At 40.0% G+C, this 18,188-nt stretch carries 15 protein-coding genes; 6 read left to right on the top strand and 9 right to left on the bottom strand.

From position 1 onward, the window contains the following. Window positions 1–165: 165 nt before the first annotated feature. From J5F42_RS03765 to hopE, 4 genes are all read right to left on the bottom strand, one after another. Window positions 166–1,068 carry an SAM hydrolase/SAM-dependent halogenase family protein gene (locus J5F42_RS03765; protein WP_283491587.1) on the bottom strand — a complete coding sequence of 301 codons (903 nt, stop codon included), beginning with the start codon at window positions 1,066–1,068 and terminating at the stop codon, window positions 166–168. Window positions 1,069–1,219: 151 nt separating this feature from the next. Further along, on the bottom strand, window positions 1,220–1,564 hold the full coding sequence (locus J5F42_RS03760) for a hypothetical protein (protein WP_283491586.1): 345 nt from the start codon (window positions 1,562–1,564) through the stop codon (window positions 1,220–1,222). A gap of 20 nt (window positions 1,565–1,584) precedes the next feature. Continuing rightward, a complete protein-coding gene (rsmH, locus tag J5F42_RS03755; RefSeq protein WP_097699260.1) occupies window positions 1,585–2,511 on the bottom strand; it encodes a 16S rRNA (cytosine(1402)-N(4))-methyltransferase RsmH in 927 nt (308 codons plus the stop codon). Window positions 2,512–2,686: 175 nt separating this feature from the next. Then, the gene (gene hopE / locus J5F42_RS03750; RefSeq protein WP_079332205.1) at window positions 2,687–3,508 is read right to left on the bottom strand and encodes a Hop family outer membrane protein HopE; all 822 of its coding nucleotides are present in this window, start codon (window positions 3,506–3,508) and stop codon (window positions 2,687–2,689) included. Between the two features lie 175 nt (window positions 3,509–3,683). Between hopE and uvrA the strand changes: the two genes are divergently transcribed. Further along, entirely contained in the window at window positions 3,684–6,509 is a 2,826-nt protein-coding gene (gene uvrA, locus J5F42_RS03745) for an excinuclease ABC subunit UvrA (RefSeq protein WP_283491585.1), read from the top strand. A gap of 650 nt (window positions 6,510–7,159) precedes the next feature. Here uvrA and flgR read toward each other — a convergent pair. Genes flgR through J5F42_RS03720 form a run of 5 tightly spaced genes read right to left on the bottom strand, consistent with a single transcriptional unit; the run spans window position 7,160 to window position 12,597 of the window. After that, window positions 7,160–8,305: a transcriptional activator FlgR gene (flgR, locus tag J5F42_RS03740; protein ID WP_097699258.1), complete on the bottom strand. Its 1,146-nt coding sequence runs from the start codon at window positions 8,303–8,305 to the stop codon at window positions 7,160–7,162. Then, window positions 8,302–8,775, bottom strand: coding sequence for a hypothetical protein (locus J5F42_RS03735; protein ID WP_198929632.1), 474 nt, complete (start codon window positions 8,773–8,775; stop codon window positions 8,302–8,304). The genes flgR and J5F42_RS03735 overlap by 4 nt, the downstream gene beginning before the upstream one ends. Beyond that, entirely contained in the window at window positions 8,775–11,258 is a 2,484-nt protein-coding gene (gyrA, locus tag J5F42_RS03730) for a DNA topoisomerase (ATP-hydrolyzing) subunit A (protein ID WP_283491584.1), read from the bottom strand. Before gyrA ends, J5F42_RS03735 begins: the two co-directional genes overlap by 1 nt. A gap of 15 nt (window positions 11,259–11,273) precedes the next feature. After that, the gene (locus J5F42_RS03725; RefSeq protein ID WP_021172888.1) at window positions 11,274–11,660 is read right to left on the bottom strand and encodes a diacylglycerol kinase; all 387 of its coding nucleotides are present in this window, start codon (window positions 11,658–11,660) and stop codon (window positions 11,274–11,276) included. Beyond that, on the bottom strand, window positions 11,653–12,597 hold the full coding sequence (locus J5F42_RS03720; RefSeq protein ID WP_430407958.1) for a hypothetical protein: 945 nt from the start codon (window positions 12,595–12,597) through the stop codon (window positions 11,653–11,655). The genes J5F42_RS03725 and J5F42_RS03720 overlap by 8 nt, the downstream gene beginning before the upstream one ends. 367 nt (window positions 12,598–12,964) lie before the next feature. On the opposite strand from J5F42_RS03720, the gene J5F42_RS03715 reads away from it, so the two are divergent. The 5 genes from J5F42_RS03715 to J5F42_RS03695 all read left to right on the top strand — a co-directional run bounded on the left by J5F42_RS03715 (window position 12,965) and on the right by J5F42_RS03695 (window position 17,978). After that, window positions 12,965–14,140, top strand: a complete 1,176-nt coding sequence (locus J5F42_RS03715) for an acetyl-CoA C-acetyltransferase (protein WP_097699255.1) — start codon at window positions 12,965–12,967, stop codon at window positions 14,138–14,140. Between the two features lie 10 nt (window positions 14,141–14,150). Further along, entirely contained in the window at window positions 14,151–14,849 is a 699-nt protein-coding gene (locus J5F42_RS03710) for a CoA transferase subunit A (protein ID WP_001045176.1), read from the top strand. Next, the gene (locus tag J5F42_RS03705; protein ID WP_078248067.1) at window positions 14,846–15,469 is read left to right on the top strand and encodes a 3-oxoacid CoA-transferase subunit B; all 624 of its coding nucleotides are present in this window, start codon (window positions 14,846–14,848) and stop codon (window positions 15,467–15,469) included. The genes J5F42_RS03710 and J5F42_RS03705 overlap by 4 nt, the downstream gene beginning before the upstream one ends. Before the next feature lie 19 nt (window positions 15,470–15,488). After that, window positions 15,489–16,853, top strand: a complete 1,365-nt coding sequence (locus J5F42_RS03700; protein WP_097681147.1) for a TIGR00366 family protein — start codon at window positions 15,489–15,491, stop codon at window positions 16,851–16,853. A 123-nt stretch (window positions 16,854–16,976) separates the two neighbouring features. Continuing rightward, on the top strand, window positions 16,977–17,978 hold the full coding sequence (locus tag J5F42_RS03695) for a lipid A deacylase LpxR family protein (RefSeq protein WP_097699254.1): 1,002 nt from the start codon (window positions 16,977–16,979) through the stop codon (window positions 17,976–17,978). Window positions 17,979–18,188 lie beyond the last annotated feature (210 nt).

Genomic DNA, 18,188 nt, shown 5'->3' with positions numbered 1-18,188 from the left:
TTGTTTTTTGAAATTTAAAGCTTTTACAAGGGATTAGTGTTTCATATTAAAACAAAATTTTAAAAACAAGCGTTTGTTTTATAGTTTATTTATCATTAATTAGGCTGTGTTAATCAAAGTTTGGTAGTTAAAATTTGACCCCCCCTTAATTTTCTAAACAACGCTTTACTTAGTGCACTTCTTGATATCAATATTCCAATCAGCGCCAGATTCAATTTGGTGTTTTTGCACGAAATTATCCCTATTCAGCGCCACGGAAACATTCAACAAGCTGTTTAAATAGACCAACGGCTGGCCTTCTGGCACATCGCCAAAGCTCGCAACATACGGCATTTTCCCTTCGTATTTTTTCTTGGAACCTTTAGAAATAGTTACACACAATATATCGTTGCGTTTGATTTTTGCTTGATTGAGCAATCTATCGCTGATATTGCTCCAAACATTGCCGTATTGGATATCAAGAATTGGGACATTACCCTTCACCTCCCCTTTTGTGGCTTTCGCTTTTTGGTAAGGAATTTCAACAACTTTTGGGGGAAGCTCAGGCCCGACCTGCTCGAATGTGATCGCCCCAGAAGCCAAGCGCGCCCCAGTGTAAGCATACACATCACGGCCATGGAAAGTGTAGGATTTTTCAGAACCTTTCAACCGGTTAGCTTTTTCATCAATTTCACGCACGCTATCAATCCCCAAAGTTTGCGCCACCAAAGTCAGCGTGCCGTTATCCGGCGAGACGAAATACTGGCCGTTTTTAGTTTTCAATACCACCGATTTACGATTAGTGCCTACGCCCGGATCAACTACGCTCACAAATACCGAACCTTTTGGCCAATAACTAGCGGTTTGATACAAGCGGTAAGCGCCTTCCCAGATGTTATACGGGGGGATTTCGTGCGTTAAATCAAAGATTTTAAGATTGGAATTAACGCTGAAAGCGACGCCTTTCATCGCCGAGACGGCCCCATCTTTTAGGCTAAAGTCGGTTTGTAAAATCAAGGCGTTATCTGCATAAACAGACGATAACCCTATACACGCTGATAAAAACAACGCTGAAATCGTTTTTTTCATGGTTACTCCTTGATTAACTTTTATGGGCTTTTAGCCCATTTATTATACCATTTAAGGGGGTTTTTTCTAAACATTAAGGGTTTAAAAAGGGCTTTACATTTCGTATTGAAATAAAGCATTAATTAGACTCTCTTAAGATAGGGGGTTTTATTTAAAATGCAATATCGCCAATATTTTCACTATTTTCTATATAGTATTTAAAACGCTCTTTTTCTAATTCGTTTTTTAGGATTTGTTGTTCTTCTAAAAGCAGGCGTTTTTGATCTTCTAGGATGTTGATTTTACGGCTAATATAATAGATATTATTACTTAAATAGATTTTAGGCGCTAACAGAGCTAAAAACGCGCCCCCAAAAACCAATACCCCTATTAAAGCCATTAAAGAAAGACCATGCGAATTTTCATTTGCAGTTCCAGCAAACAATTCTTTCTTTTCGTCCTCTTCTATGCGTATAAAGCGTTCTTTTTCATTTGAAGAATGGGTTTTGATATTCATGGCTTACTCATATAACTTACTCATGGCTTGAATTGAAACACCCTCATTTTAGCGCTTCGTGAACGCCTGTTGTTTTTAATTTCTTCTGGGCTTGGAGTGATGGGCTTTTTGGTTAAAATTTCGCCTAAAGCGTGATTGTTAGAGCAAGCGCATTTGAAACTTAAAGGATCGCAAACGCAATTTTTAGCGTAATCCTTAAAAGCGTTTTTTACTAACGCGTCTTCTAAAGAATGGAAAGAAATCACGCACAAAATCGCTCCCTTAAGGTTTCTAGCGCATTGTAAAAACTCTTTTAATTCTTCTAATTCGCTATTGACTTCTATGCGAACGGCTTGAAACACCAAAGTCGCTGGATGGATTTTTTTATTTTTAGAAAGGGAGCTTAAAAAATCGCTCAAATCCTTAGCGTCTTTAAAGGGTTTTTTAGCGCGCCTTTCTGCAATTTTGTGGGCGATTTTTTTGTATTCTTTGATTTCGCCATAGTCTTTAAAGATTTTTTCTAACGCCACTACAGGATAAGAGTTGATGACTTTTTGAGCGTTCAAATCGCCTTCTAAATCCATGCGCATGTCCAGAGCGTGCGAGTGGAAATTAAACCCTCTGTTATCATCATCAAGCTGTAAAGAGCTTACCCCTAAATCCACTAAAACCCCTTTAATCTCCTTGTTATGCGTTTCTAGGGCTTCTTTAAAGCGTTTGGCAAAACCCCCACTTAAGAGATTATAACGCCCTTCAAAGGCTTTCAATCGTTCGTTAGCGATTTCTTGAGCGAACTTATCTTTATCAATGCCAATGAGTTTTAAGTGCGGTTTTTGGGATAGAATCGCTTTAGAATGCCCCCCTAACCCTAAAGTGCAATCTATCAAAACCCCTTCTTCTAAAGGTGCGAACGCTTGCAAAACTTCTTGCAACAAAACGCTTTGGTGCAAACTCTCTATTTCTTGCAAACAACCCCCTTAAAACCCCTAGATGAATTTTCCAAACGCCCACTCAATGGTATTGGTTTTGTTGGTTACGCTCAAAAGTTTCTTTATAATCAATTTTAGCTTTTTAAGATGCGAAAACTCAAACTAGTAATCCTTTTTAATAAAGACTAAAAAGGGCTTAAAGATACCCTTTTATTTAAAAAGTGTAGTTATACCCTAAATAAAGCGAATAATCCCGTTTCAAATGGTAATAAAGGTTAGTAGCGTTAGGACCCGCACTCAAAAATTTATTGATGAGTAGCGGCACTCTCACGCCAAATTCCACACCATTATGCTTGTAGATATTGGCTCTCACCCCAAAATTCAACCACACTTGAAAAGCGACGGTTGAAGTGTTGGTGCTATAAGGGGCGTTAGGGTTACAATAAGTAGGGGTACAAACATCAGGACCTTTAGCTTCAATGATTTGCTCTTTCCAATAGTTTGCCGCTGAGCTTTTCCAAGTGTTACCGCCGATAGCGACCCCACCAAAAATACCGAAAGAAGCGTTGTCTTTATCAATAATATCAGCTAACAAATCGCTCCCCACACCCCAAGAAACCATATCTAACTGGATTTTATTAGGTGCATAAACTTGCTTGCCTAAATCAGCATGCCCATAATCAAAAAGCCCATACACTCTAAAACCAAACCACTTGCTTGTCATATCAAAAGACTTGAACTGGAAGAACTTCTTATAACCCACATTCAACCCAAGACCATTCAAAGCCCCATTAGCGTATTTAGCATGCCAGTTGATATTGGTATGTCCTGGATTATACTTATTAGCGGTAAGACCTGGAGGACAACCTACAACACTCCCTGTGCAATCCCCTGTATTATAAATATTACTATTCAAACGGGCTTGTCCAAGCTGATAATTAGTCCCTATATAAACACCATCACCTTCGGCTAACAACGAAGAGCTTAAAACTGCGGATAGAAGCCCTAAAGCTACAAACTTTTTCATAAATTCCATTCCTTTACATTCCTATCTTTAAAATTGTCTCATAAAATAATAGCATGTTTATCCTTAATCAAGCAAATATTTTTAACTCTTATGAATAAGAAATGATAATAAAACCATTCTTTTTTGAAGTATAATAGCTCCTTTTAATCCACTTTCTTAATTTTAAGGAATTTTAAGGAAACTCTTGCAACATAAAACCATTATGGATAAGATCATTATTCAAGGGGCTAGGGAAAATAATCTCAAAAATATTTTTTTAGAAATCCCTAAAAACCAGTTTGTTGTTTTTACCGGATTAAGCGGTTCGGGTAAATCCACTCTGGCGTTTGACACTTTATACGCTGAAGGCCAAAGGCGCTATTTAGAGAGTTTGTCTAGCTATGCTAGGCAATTTTTAGACAAAGTGGGTAAGCCTAATGTGGATAAAATTGAAGGCCTAACCCCTGCGATTGCTATTGATCAAAAAACCACTTCTAAAAATCCTAGATCCACTGTGGGGACGATCACTGAAATTTATGATTATTTAAGGTTGCTGTTTGCAAGGGTTGGGGAGCAATTTTGCCCCACATGTTTAGAGCCTATTAGTTCTATGAGCGCGAGCGATATTATTTCTCAAATCTGTCATTTAGAAGAAAATTCTAAAATCATTATTCTAGCCCCCATTATTAAAGATAAAAAAGGTTCGTTTAACGATAAATTAGAGAGCTTGCGTTTGAAGGGGTATGTGAGGGCTTTTGTTGATGGGGTGATGGTGCGTTTAGATGAAGAAATCCATTTGCACAAAACCAAAAAACACACCATTGAAGCGGTGGTGGATAGGGTGGTTATCAATAGCGAAAATGCTTCACGGATCGCTAGCGCAATAGAAAAAGCCCTTAAAGAAAGCTATGGGGAATTAGAAGTGGAAATCTTGCAAGACAACGCGCCAAGCATTAGGAAGCATTACAGCGAGCATAAGGCATGTTTTAAGTGCAAGATGAGTTTTGAAGAATTAGAGCCTTTGAGTTTTTCCTTCAATTCGCCTAAAGGGGCGTGCGAGAGCTGTTTGGGTTTGGGGACAAAATTTAGCCTAGATATTAGTAAGATTTTAGATCCTAACACGCCTTTAAATCAAGGGGCGATCAAAGTGATTTTTGGGTATAACCGCAGTTATTACGCTCAAATGTTTGAAGGCTTTTGCGCTTATAATGGCATTGACAGCGCGCTTTGTTTTAACGAATTGGATAAAGAGCAACAGGACGCTCTTTTGTATGGGAATGGCACTGAAATCAGCTTTCATTTTAAAAACAGCCCCTTGAAACGCCCTTGGAAAGGCATTATCCAAATCGCTTATGACATGTTTAAAGAGCAAAAGGATTTGAGCGATTACATGAGCGAAAAAACCTGTTCTTCGTGCGAGGGGCATCGTTTGAAAGCCTCCAGTTTGAGCGTTCAAGTCGCTGGCTTGAAAATGGCGGATTTTTTAACTAAGCCCATTGAAGAAGTTTATCATTTTTTTAATGATCCCACGCATTTTAGCTATCTTAACGAGCAAGAAAAAAAGATCGCTGAACCCATTTTAAAAGAGATTTTAGAAAGGGTGTTTTTTTTATACGATGTGGGGCTAGGGTATTTGACTTTAGGGAGGGATGCGCGAACGATTAGCGGAGGGGAGAGCCAAAGGATACGAATCGCCAGTCAAATCGGGAGTGGTTTGACAGGGGTTTTGTATGTTTTAGATGAGCCTAGCATTGGCTTGCATGAAAAAGACACGCTCAAACTCATCAACACCCTTAGGAATTTACAAAAAAAGGGGAACACGCTCATTGTCGTAGAGCATGATAAAGAGACGATTAAGCATGCGGATTTTGTTGTGGATATTGGGCCAAAGGCTGGAAGGCATGGGGGTGAAGTGGTTTTTAGCGGGAGCGTGAAAGAGTTATTGCAAAATAACCATTCTACCGCCTTGTATCTCAACGGCACTAAAAAGATTGAGCGCCCTAAATTTGAACTCCCTAAAGAAAAGCATTTTTTAGAAATTAAAAATGTCAATATCAATAACATTAAGAATTTGAGCGTTCAAATCCCCTTAAAACAATTGGTGTGCATTACTGGGGTGAGCGGGAGCGGTAAAAGCTCGCTGATTTTACAAACCCTTTTGCCCACCGCTCAAACCCTTTTAAACCATGCTAAAAAAGCTCAAAGCTTGAATGGGGTGGAGATTGTAGGGTTGGAGCATTTAGATAAAGTGATCTATTTAGATCAAGCCCCCATAGGCAAAACCCCACGAAGCAACCCCGCCACTTACACGGGAGTGATGGATGAAATCAGGATTTTATTTGCCGAGCAAAAAGAAGCTAAAATTTTAGGCTATAGCGCGAGCCGTTTCAGCTTTAATGTTAAAGGGGGGCGGTGCGAGAAATGCCAAGGCGATGGGGATATTAAAATAGAAATGCATTTCTTGCCTGATGTGTTAGTCCAATGCGATAGCTGTAAGGGTGCTAAATACAACCCCCAAACTTTAGAAATCAAGGTGAAAGGCAAATCCATTGCCGATGTGTTGAACATGAGCGTGGAAGAAGCTTATGAATTTTTTGCTAAATTCCCTAAAATCGCTGTGAAGTTAAAAACGCTTATAGATGTGGGCTTAGGCTATATCACTTTAGGGCAAAACGCTACGACTTTAAGCGGGGGGGAGGCTCAAAGGATCAAATTGGCTAAAGAATTGAGTAAAAAAGACACAGGCAAAACCCTTTATATTTTAGATGAGCCTACTACCGGTTTGCATTTTGAAGACGTGAATCACCTTTTACAGGTTTTGCATTCTTTAGTGGCATTAGGCAATTCCATGCTAGTGATTGAGCATAATTTAGACATTATCAAAAACGCTGACTACATTATAGACATGGGGCCTGATGGGGGGGATAAAGGTGGGAAAGTCATTGCGAGCGGCACGCCTTTAGAGGTGGCACAAAATTGCGAAAAAACCCAAAGCTACACGGGAAAATTTTTAGCTTTGGAATTGAAATAGCTTGCATGGGGTTTGTTTGTTAAAGTAAGGCTGAATAAAATAACAGACAGCCAAATATTAGAGAGCAGAAAATTACAAGGCTAGAGGCGATAATAGCCGCTTGATCATGCAAGAGTTAGCAAGGAAGCCATGCCTTTAAAATCCATTGCATGAGAGTTTGAAAAATGAGAAAATATTAAGGAAAACAGAGGCTATTGGAACACTCCCTAACCATTACCGAAGCGACACCAACTATAGCGTTTCAAACCTTTATAAAATAGCGAGAGTGAGCCACCGTTCCTCCTTATGGCTCAATTACAAGGGGTAGGTTTGGGAACCCCTAAACTCACTGAACTTAATCCTACACAAAAATTATTAATAGAATGAGAGCCACGAAATTAAGAAAAATAGGGGCGAAAGTTAAATCATCATTAAGTGGTTAGCAATTATAGATTATAGAGAGAAGCATGCGATTTTTTCTACTCCGCAAGCCATTACAAAAGAAAAGGCATTTAATTCTTTAGCTCTTTCAAGCTAATCCTACTATAAATGAGTTTAAAACACAATAAGCACACTAATAAAAAATGGGGTTTTAGTTACTTTATTATAAAAACTTATTTTTAAGGAGAGAGTGTTTTGAATAATTATCCCCCTTAAAACCCCCTAACTCCCTACCTTTCCAAAAACAAATCTTTCTCTTGGATTTCTGATCCTTCGCTTAAAATCGCCGCTCTCTCCACCACTCCTAAAAGCTCTCGCACATTCCCATGCCAAGAGTATTCTAAAAGGCGTTTTGCGGCGTTTTTTGAAAAAGATTTTGGCCCCAAATGATACGCGTCGCACACTTCTTTAAGCTTGATTTCAGCAATGGGTAAAATCTCTTCTACCCTTTCTCTTAAAGGCGCGATAGTTATAGGCACGATTTGCAAGCGGAAAAACAAATCTTCTCTAAATTTTTTTGAAGCGATTTTTTCTTTCATGTTAGCGTTGGTAGCGGAAATGAAACGGACATCAATTTTAACGCTCTTATTATCCCCAAGGCGCGTGATTTCTTTTTCTTGAACCACTCTTAAAAGTTTGCTTTGCAATTGAAAGGGCATTTCAGCGATTTCATCTAAAAAGATCGTGCCTTTATTAGCGCTTTCAAAAAGCCCCATTTTAGGCACTGTGGCGTCCGTGAACGCTCCTTTTTGATACCCAAAAAGCTCGCTTTCTAATAAATGCTCTGGGATTGCGGACATGTTGATCGCTATAAAAGGGTGCTTGGAGCGTTGCGAATGCTCGTGGATGAAATGAGCAAAAACCTCCTTACCCACCCCGCTTTCGCCCAATAGCATGACATTAGCGTCCGTGCTTGCGACTTTTAAGGCCTGCCGTTTGCTCTCTTCTAACGCTTTTGAAGCGGCTAAAAAGCTGTGTTTGTGTGGTTTTTTTAAAGGTTTTTCTAAAGGGTGTTTTTTTTGAAATTCTAAAACTTTTTTAGTGCGATAGATGGACTCTAAAAGCAATTCTGGTTTAAAAGGTTTTTGGAAAAAGTCTTTCACGCCCAAACGAATGGAATCAATGGCTTTATTCAAGGTCGCATTACCGGTAATCACAATGGATTCATATTTGCCTTCTAAAAGGCGTAAAAATTCCAAGCCGTCCATATGGGGCATGTTAATATCCGTGATGACTAAATCAAAGCTTTCATCTAACTTGGCTAAAGCGTCTTTAGGGTTTTTAAAACTCACAATCTCTAAATCGTCCTGAAGCTCAAAAAAAAGCTCCAGACTTTTACGCATGTTAATATCATCTTCTACAATGGCGATTTTCATTCTTCTTCCTTTCTAAAAATATCTAAAAACAGCGCATCTCCCACTAAACTCGCTCTAACGCTTAAGGCTTTGAGGTTAAGAATGCTTGTGGTAGTGGTGCCGTTTTTATAGCTATGATCATAATGCGTGATAGCGACTTGGCTTTTTAAAATGCAATCAATGACTCGCTCTTTTTCTTTTTTTAACGCTATTTCTAAAAGGAAGCGTTCTAACTTTATTTGGAGCAAGGGGTTTTTCAAATTGGGTAAGTTGCTAGTAATAATAGAGCAATGATAGTCTAAAACATAGGGGGCTGTTTTAATGCGGCTAACGATAGGTTTAGAAACAGAATACTCTTCGCCCATCACTCTAGAATCAACGATTTTCAAGCGGTACGAAATTAAAAATTCTTGATTTTCTAGGGGGCTAAGGGCATGCAAAGAAACCCCTAAAAAATAAAATAAAAAATAACAGAATGAAAAGAAACGCATCACTCAAATAAATTTTGCACCGAAGAGGTTTCTAAATTTTCTGGCTCTTCTTCTTTAGGGCAAGAATTGACATACATGACTTTATCGGCGGTGTTTATGAGTTTTACCCCACTGGCATTTCTTCCGGTTTCTCTAATATCTTTAATAGAAACTCTAATCATTTTCGCGCTTGCAGTAAGGATCATCAAATCCAAGTTTTCATCATCCACGCTGATAACGCCCACTAGATTGCCGGTTTTTTGAGTGATCTTCATGCCAATGACCCCCTTACCTCCACGAGATTGCTCTCTATACGCTTCAGCTAGAGTTTGCTTACCAAGCCCGTTCTCGCTCACGCTCAAAAGCTTGTTGCCATCATCGCTAATAACGACCGCACCGACAACAAAATCGTTTTCATTCAGCTTGATGCCTATAACCCCACGAGTAGTTCTTCCGATCTCGCGTACCTCTTCTAAAGGGAATTTAATGAAAATGCCCAAATGCGATGCGATGAGCAAATGCTTAGCGTTGTTATCCACAACTTTTGCGCTCACTAATTCATCGCCTTCATCTAAAACAATCGCTCTGATACCACAACTCCTGTTGCTTTCAAATTCGCTCAAATTGGTGCGCTTCACCACGCCATTTTTTGTAAAGAAGGCTAAAGAGCGTTCATCGCTAAAGTCTTTGGTGCTTAGGGTTGCCATGATTTTTTCATCCGGAGCGAGTGAGATTAAATTCACAATCGCTTTACCCATAGCGATCCGGCTTGCTTCTGGGATTTTATAGACTTTCAAATGATACAATTGCCCCTTATTGGTGATAAAGAGCAAAATATCATGCGTGTTAGCCACAAAAAAGTTTTCAATGAAATCGTCTTCATAAGTGCTTCCTGAAAGCTTGCCCTTACCGCCACGATTTTGCTTTTCATAAACTTTTAAATCCACTCTTTTCACATAGCCTTTATGGCTCATGCTCACCACCATAGGCTCATTAGCGATCAAATCTTCTGTGTCAATACTTTCGTAAGATTCTTGAATTTCAGTGCGCCTTGGAGAAGAAAATTGCTCTTTGACTTCTAAAAGCTCTGTTTTGACGATCTCATTCAAGCGTTCTTCGCTCTTTAAAATGCCATTGAGATCATCAATAAGCTCTAATAAGTTTTGGTATTCTTCTTTGATCTTATCCCTTTCAAGGCCTGTTAAGCGTTGCAAACGCATTTCTAAAATGGCTTTGCTTTGGATTTCGCTCAAAGTAAAACGCTCCATTAAGGCGTTTTTAGCCGCTTCTGGGCTTGGGCTTGTTTTAATGAGTCGCACGATTTCATCAATATTATCTAATGCGATCAAATAGCCCTCTAAAATATGCGCTCTAGCCTTAGCCTTTTCCAATTCAAAAATCGTGCGTCTTATAATAATGGTTTTTCTGTGGTTTAAGAAAAGGCGCAACAACTCTAAAAGCGTGAAAATCTTAGGCTCTTTATTATAAATAGCGAGTAGAATGATGCTAAAAGTGGTTTCCATGGTGGTGAGTTTGTAAAGGTGGTTTAAGACAATTTCGCTCATCGCGTCTCTTTTTAATTCAATCACCACTCTAATGCCCTCTCTATCGCTCTCATCGCGCACTTCGCTAATGCCTTCAATTTGCTTTTCTCGTGCTAAATCGCTGATTTGTTCCACTAATTTGGCTTTATTGGTTTGAAAAGGCATTTCATCTAAAACGATGATTTCTTTATTTTTTGTCTTTTCCACATGCACTTTGGCCCGCACTTTCACGCGCCCTCGCCCCGTTTTATAGGCTTCAACAATACCCGCCTTGCCATAAATGATCCCACCAGTGGGAAAATCAGGCCCTTTGACAAATTCTAAGATTTCATCTAATTCAGCGTTAGGGTTTTCTAAGACATGCGCTAAAGCGTCTATGATTTCATCAATTCTGTGGGGGGGGATAGAAGTCGCCATCCCTACGGCGATCCCATTAGCCCCATTGACTAAAAGGTTAGGCAGACGGCTTGGTAGAATATCTGGCTCTTTTAAGGTGTCATCATAATTAGGCACAAAATCAATGGTGTCCTTATCAATATCCCTTAAAATTTCTTCACTCGCCTTAGTCATTCTGGCTTCAGTGTAACGCATCGCTGCGGCGTTATCGCCATCAATAGAGCCAAAGTTGCCCTGCCCATCCACTAATTCCAAACGCATGGAAAAATCTTGTGCCATTCTCACTAGCGCATCATAAACTGCGGTGTCGCCATGGGGGTGGTATTTACCAATCACATCACCCACGATCCTAGCGCTTTTTTTATAAGCGACTTTGGAAGTAAGGCCTAATTCATGCATCGCATACAAAATACGCCTATGCACAGGCTTTAAGCCGTCTCTAGCGTCCGGTAAGGCGCGCCCTATGATCACGCTCATGGAATAAGCCAAATAGCTCTCTTCAATAGAAGAATCAATCCCCACTTCTACAATATTTTTTGTTTCATTGACTAAATGATCTTGCATGTGTCTCCCTAAAATTTAATTAAAATAAAGCGTTAAAAGATAACGCCCCCAAACAAAAGCCCAAAAAATAAGCCCTATCAGTTGGGCTGCACTGGCCATGTCTTTAGCCTTTTTAGCTAAAGGGTGGAACTCGGTGCCAGTAAAATCCACAGCCTTTTCAATGGAGCTATTGATGAGTTCAACCACCACCGATAAAAAACAAGGCGCAATCAATAGCCCCCATTCTAAAAAATCTTTAGCTAGATAGCTCGCTAGAACGATGCAAAAAAGAGCCAAGATAATAATTTGCCTGAACGCGCTCTCTTCAGCCCATGCGCATTTAAGCCCGTCTTTAGAATAAAAAAGGGCTTTAAAAAGGCGTTTAAACCCTTTGGCTTTGGGGGGGACTTTGAAATCACTCATGGCTTATTTTGTAGGATTGAAAGAAATTCACGCTTAGGCTTTCTAACAAGGCGTTAAAAGTAAGCTTGGTGTTGTCTTTAGCTTGGGCATTAAGAGCGATCTGAGATCGTTTGTCTTTAGCCATAGAAACAAAGGCTTGCAACAATCCTTTAAAATTCTGTTGGAGCGCGGTATCGTCTTTAAAATGGGACTGGAACAAAGCCATAAAATAGTTTTCTAAAGAAGCTAACGCGCTTTCATAAGAGACGATAGGGGTTTGAGAACGCAAGCTAAAATAAGGGGAAAAAAAGCCCAAACTCTCTTTATTTTGTTGATAAAAGGACTCTAAAACGTTTTTAAAATGGCGCGCTTGGATAGAAACGCTCAACTTTGGTGCTAAAAAACACAGTTTATCTTGCAACTCTTCTATGGCTTTAGCGTCTTTAGAACTCAAGGTTTTAAAAATATTTTTAAGGGATAGATTTTCTTGCGCCTCCATTAAACCCTCTTGAAAAAAAGTGTAAGCAAGGATATTTTCCGCATTAGTCAAATCGCATTTTAAGTTGTCGTTTAAGGTTTTTTCATCTAAAGCGTTGAATGTTAAAGAGCAATTCAAGCGCGTGGGTTTGAATTTTTCCAATAAGGCATTCAAGTTTTTTAAGGGGATTTGATGGATTTTTTGCTGAATATCTTGTTCTAAAATAGGGGATTGGATTTGAGAATGGACAGAAAGGGTAAGAGAGCTTTTATCTAAAGAATGGAGCTTGATATTTAAATCTTTAAAATCCATAATAGGGGAGTTTTGAGGATCTAAAAAACGAAGCTCCTTAGAAACGCATGCGATTTTAAAAAACCCTTCGCATTCAAAAGGAGCACCTGCAATCCCCATGCCCTTAATATGGGGGCGTTGATCCAAATAAGCGTTAAGATAAGCGGTTAAAGATTTTTTAACCGACATGCTAGTAAAGAAGATAAACACCCCTAAAAGCACGCAAATTAAAGCCCCGATAACCACCATCCAAGACATGAATTTTTTAGTCAAAAACACCCTTTATTGAAAGCATAATGCCCCTAATTGTAGCATAATCGCGCTTAAAATTAAAGAGCGCTTGAGCGAATGCCCCCTATATTCCTACTCCTATATTAATAGAATAGACGATAAAGAATCGTGCGACAATCATTGAATGCTAAAATAATATTTTTGTGAAAAAAATAAACGGATCACCCTTAATCCAAAACAAAACCTAAAACAGAATAAAACTTATTAGGGTTTCAATCACTTAAAAGTGATACTATGATCATTAAATCAACTTAAAGGCAAAAACATGAATGAAGTGGTTGTAGTGGCGGCAAAGCGTAGCGCTGTAGGGAGTTTTTTAGGCTCTCTAAAGAATGTGGGCGCTAGGCAAATGGGCGTTAGCGTGCTTAAAGACGCTTTGAACGCGAGCGGACTTGAGCCTAGCGATGTGGATTCTGTCGTTTTAGGCAATGTTTTAGGCGCTGGTTTGGGTCAAAATATCGCTAGGCAGATCCAACTAGATTCTGGCATCCCTAATGACAGAAACGCTTTTAGCGTCAATATGGTTTGCGGATCATCTATGAAAGCTATCCAGTTAGCGCATGACAGCATCATGCTTGGGCGCGATGAAGTGGTGGTGTGCGGTGGCGTGGAAAACATGAGTGCAGCGCCTTATCTGTCGTTTGACATGCGAGACGGGAAAAGAATGGGGAATGCGAACATGATAGATTCCATGATACATGACGGATTATGGGACGCATTCAATGATTACCACATGGGGATCACCGCTGATAATGTGGCTCAAGCATACCACATAAGCCGAGAAGATCAAGACGCATTCGCACTCCAATCGCAACTCAAAGCGAGAGCCGCCATTAATGCAGGGAAATTCCAAGAAGAAATCACGCCTATTGAAATAGCAAGTAAAAAAGGCGTGGTGGTTTTCAAAGAAGACGAATACCCTAGAGACACGACGCTAGAATCCCTTGCAAAGCTCAAACCCGCCTTTAAAAAAGACGGATCGGTAACGGCAGGGAATTCATCAGGAATCAATGATGGCGCGAGTATTATCATTTTATGCAGCACTAAAAAAGCGCAAACATTGGGGTTAAAAACCATGGCCACTATTAAGGGGTTTGGTTTGGGTGGTTGCAGTCCGGATATAATGGGTATATGCCCTAGTATTGCGATTAAAAACAACCTTAAAAATGTCAAAATGAATCTCAATGACATCAATCTTTTTGAACTCAATGAAGCTTTTGCTGCACAAAGCATCGCCGTGTTAAAAGAACTTGAATTAAACCCTAATATCGTGAATGTGAATGGAGGCGCGATAGCGATTGGCCACCCTATTGGCGCAAGCGGCGCTAGGATATTAGTGACTTTATTGCATGAAATGAAAAGGAGTGGGCATGGCGTGGGCTGCGCGTCGTTGTGCGTGGGCGGCGGTCAAGGGCTATCAGTGGTAGTTGAACAAAAATAAGGAGAATGAGATGAACAAGGTTATAACCGATTTAGACAAAGCGTTGAGTGGGTTAAAAGATGGGGACACTATTTTAGTGGGCGGTTTTGGGCTGTGCGGGATACCCGAATACGCCATTGATTACATTTATAAGAAAGGCATCAAGGATTTGATTGTCGTGAGCAATAATTGTGGCGTTGATGATTTTGGGCTTGGCATTCTTTTAGAAAAAAAGCAGATTAAAAAGATTATCGCTTCGTATGTGGGGGAGAATAAGATTTTTGAATCGCAAATGCTGAATGGAGAAATTGAAGTCGTTTTGACACCGCAAGGTACACTGGCTGAAAACTTGCGCGCTGGAGGGGCTGGGATACCCGCTTATTACACCCCAACAGGGGTTGGGACTTTGATCGCTCAAGGCAAGGAATCAAGAGAATTTAACGGCAAGGAGTATATTTTAGAAAGAGCGATAACGGGCGATTATGGGCTTATTAAAGCTTATAAAAGCGACACTTTAGGGAATTTGGTATTTAGAAAAACGGCCCGAAATTTCAACCCCTTGTGCGCGATGGCGGCAAAAATATGCGTCGCTGAAGTGGAAGAAATTGTCCCGGCCGGGGAATTAGACCCAGATGAAATACACTTGCCAGGAATCTATGTGCAACACATCTATAAGGGCGAGAAATTTGAAAAACGGATAGAAAAAACCACCACAAGGAGCGCGAAATGAGAGAGGCTATCATTAAAAGAGCGGCAAAGGAATTGAAAGAGGGCATGTATGTGAATTTAGGGATAGGATTGCCCACACTGGTGGCTAATGAAGTGAGCGGGATGAATATCGTTTTCCAAAGCGAGAACGGGCTATTAGGGATTGGCGCTTACCCTTTAGAAGGGGGCGTTGATGCGGATCTTATCAATGCAGGAAAGGAAACCGTAACCGTGGTGCCGGGCGCTTCGTTTTTTAATAGCGCGGATTCGTTTGCGATGATTCGTGGGGGGCATATTGATTTAGCGATTTTAGGAGGGATGGAAGTCTCACAAAATGGGGATTTGGCTAATTGGATGATCCCTAAAAAGCTCATAAAAGGCATGGGAGGGGCTATGGATCTGGTGCATGGCGCTAAAAAAGTGATTGTCATCATGGAGCATTGCAACAAATACGGGGAGTCTAAAGTGAAAAAAGAATGCTCATTACCCTTAACGGGAAAAGGCGTGGTGCATCAATTGATAACGGATTTAGCGGTGTTTGAGTTTTCCAATAACGCCATGAGATTAGTGGAATTGCAAGAAGGGGTCAGCCTTGATCAAGTGAGAGAAAAAACAGAAGCTGAATTTGAAGTGTGCTTATAGCTTATAAAAGGGGGTGTTTATGTTTTTATTAAGGCATTTGACTTCAGCGTGCGTGTTTTTGGCGTCTAAATGTTTGCCGGACTCCTTTGTCTTGGTCGCTCTTTTATCGTTTATCGTGTTTGTTCTTGTTTATTGCTTGACAGGGCAAGATGCTTCGTCTGTCATTTCTAGTTGGGGGAATGGCGCTTGGACGCTTTTAGGTTTTTCTATGCAAATGGCTCTTATCTTGGTGTTGGGTCAGGCTCTAGCTAGCGCTAAATTAGTCCAAAAACTTTTAAAATATCTAGCGTCTTTACCTAAAGGGTATTATACGGCTTTATGGTTGGTTACTTTTTTATCGTTAATCGCTAATTGGATCAACTGGGGGTTTGGCTTGGTGATTAGCGCGATTTTTGCAAAAGAGATCGCCAAAAATGTTAAAGGGGTGGATTACAGGCTGCTCATTGCTAGCGCTTATTCGGGTTTTGTCATCTGGCATGGGGGTTTATCAGGCTCTATCCCTTTAAGCGTTGCCACCCAAAATGAAAATCTATCCAAAATAAGCGCTGGGGTGATTGAAAAAGCTATTCCTATCAGTCAGACGATTTTTTCTGCCTATAATTTAATCATTATAGGGATCATTCTTGTAGGGTTACCCTTTTTAATGGCAATGATCCACCCTAAAAAAGAAGAAATTGTTGAGATTGATTCAAAGCTTTTAAAAGACGAATACAAAGAGATTGAACTCATTGACCACCAACAAGACAAAACGATCGCGCATTTTTTGGAAAACAGCGCTTTGCTTTCTTATCTTTTGGTTTTTTTGGGTTTTGGGTATCTGGGTATTTATTTTTTTAAAGGGGGAGGGATTAGTTTAAACATTGTCAATACGATTTTCCTTTTTTTAGGGATTTTGCTCCATAAAACCCCTTTGGCTTATGTGAAAGCGATCGATCGTTCCGCTAGGAGCGTGGCCGGGATTTTATTGCAATTCCCTTTTTATGCCGGGATTATGGGGATGATGGCAAGCCATAGCGTGGGAGGTCATTCTTTAGCGCAAATGCTTTCTTTAGCCTTCACGCACATCGCTAATGAAAAAACTTTCGCGCTCATGACTTTTTTGAGCGCAGGGATTGTCAATATTTTCATCCCGTCTGGTGGGGGGCAATGGGCGATTCAAGCTCCTATCATGCTTCCGGCTGGACAGAGCTTGGGGGTGGATCCGGGCGTGGTTTCTATGGCTATCGCTTGGGGAGACGCTTGGACGAATATGATACAGCCTTTTTGGGCTTTGCCCGCTTTAGCCATTGCGGGTTTGGGCGCTAAAGATATTATGGGCTATTGCGTTTTGACTTTAATTTTTGTAGGCTTAGTCGTGTGTGGGGTGTTTTATTTTTTAGTGTGAGTTTTTTATGCCTAAAACCATGCTCTTTTCAATGGGTAAAGTTTTCTCTTTCTATCCCTTAAACGCTCTTGTAATTAAGCCTTATTTCGTTACAATAACCCCACAATAACCTAAGGAAGTGTTTTGTTTTTCAAATTTATTTTATGTTTATTATTAGGAATGTTTGCATGGGCAAAAGAGATTATTCCCACTCCATTAACGCCCTCTAAACGCTATTCTATCAATTTGATGACTGAAAATGATGGTTATATCAATCCTTACATTGATGAGTATTATACTGCAGGCAATCAAATAGGCTTTTCTACTAAAGAGTTTGATTTTTCTAAAAATAAAGCGATGAAATGGTCTTCGTATTTAGGGTTTTTCAATAAAAGCCCTAGGGTTACTCGTTTTGGCATTTCTCTCGCCCAAGACATGTATACCCCTTCGCTTAAAAACAGAAAACTGGTGCATTTGCATGACAACCACCCTTATGGGGGGTATTTGAGGGTGAATTTGAACGTGTATAACCGCCATCAAACTTTCATGGAGTTATTCACGATTTCTTTAGGTACGACAGGGCAAGATTCTTTAGCCGCTCAAACACAACGTCTCATTCATAAATGGGGCCATGACCCCCAATTTTATGGCTGGAACACGCAGCTCAAAAACGAATTTATCTTTGAATTGCACTACCAATTGCTTAAAAAAGTCCCCCTTTTAAAGACTCGTTTTTTTTCTATGGAGTTGATGCCTGGGTTTAATGTGGAATTGGGTAATGCGAGGGATTATTTCCAACTCGGCTCGCTCTTTAGGGCTGGGTATAACTTGGACGCTGATTATGGGGTCAATAAGGTCAATACCGCTTTTGATGGGGGCATGCCTTATAGCGATAAGTTTTCTATCTATTTTTTTGTAGGGGCTTTTGGGCGCTTCCAACCTCTTAACATCTTCATTCAAGGCAATAGCCCTGAAACTAGAGGCATTGCTAATCTGGAATACTTTGTTTATGCCAGTGAAATAGGAGCGGCTATGATGTGGCGCAGCCTCAGGGTGGCTTTTACGATCACTGATATTAGTAAAACCTTTCAATCCCAGCCTAAGCACCATCAGATCGGCACATTAGAATTGAATTTTGCCTTTTGATTTAATATCAGTTTAATATTTTTCTGCCTATATGATATTTATATGATATTTTTGGGCAATTTAAGATGAATATCAGTAGCGTTTTGAATGAATTTGTTACTACTTTTCACTTTATTACACCAAATTTTCCCTTATTACAAACAACTTTGAAATAAACGATTTCCGTTTAAAAATCAGCCTTATACTTCTAATAGGTTGCCTTGAGCAACA

It is taken from the genome of Helicobacter pylori, assembly GCF_030062585.1.
In the GTDB taxonomy this organism is placed as follows: domain Bacteria; phylum Campylobacterota; class Campylobacteria; order Campylobacterales; family Helicobacteraceae; genus Helicobacter; species Helicobacter pylori_CN.
The sequence above is the reverse complement of the archived record's forward strand: the minus strand, read 5'-3'. Positions and strand labels throughout refer to the sequence as shown.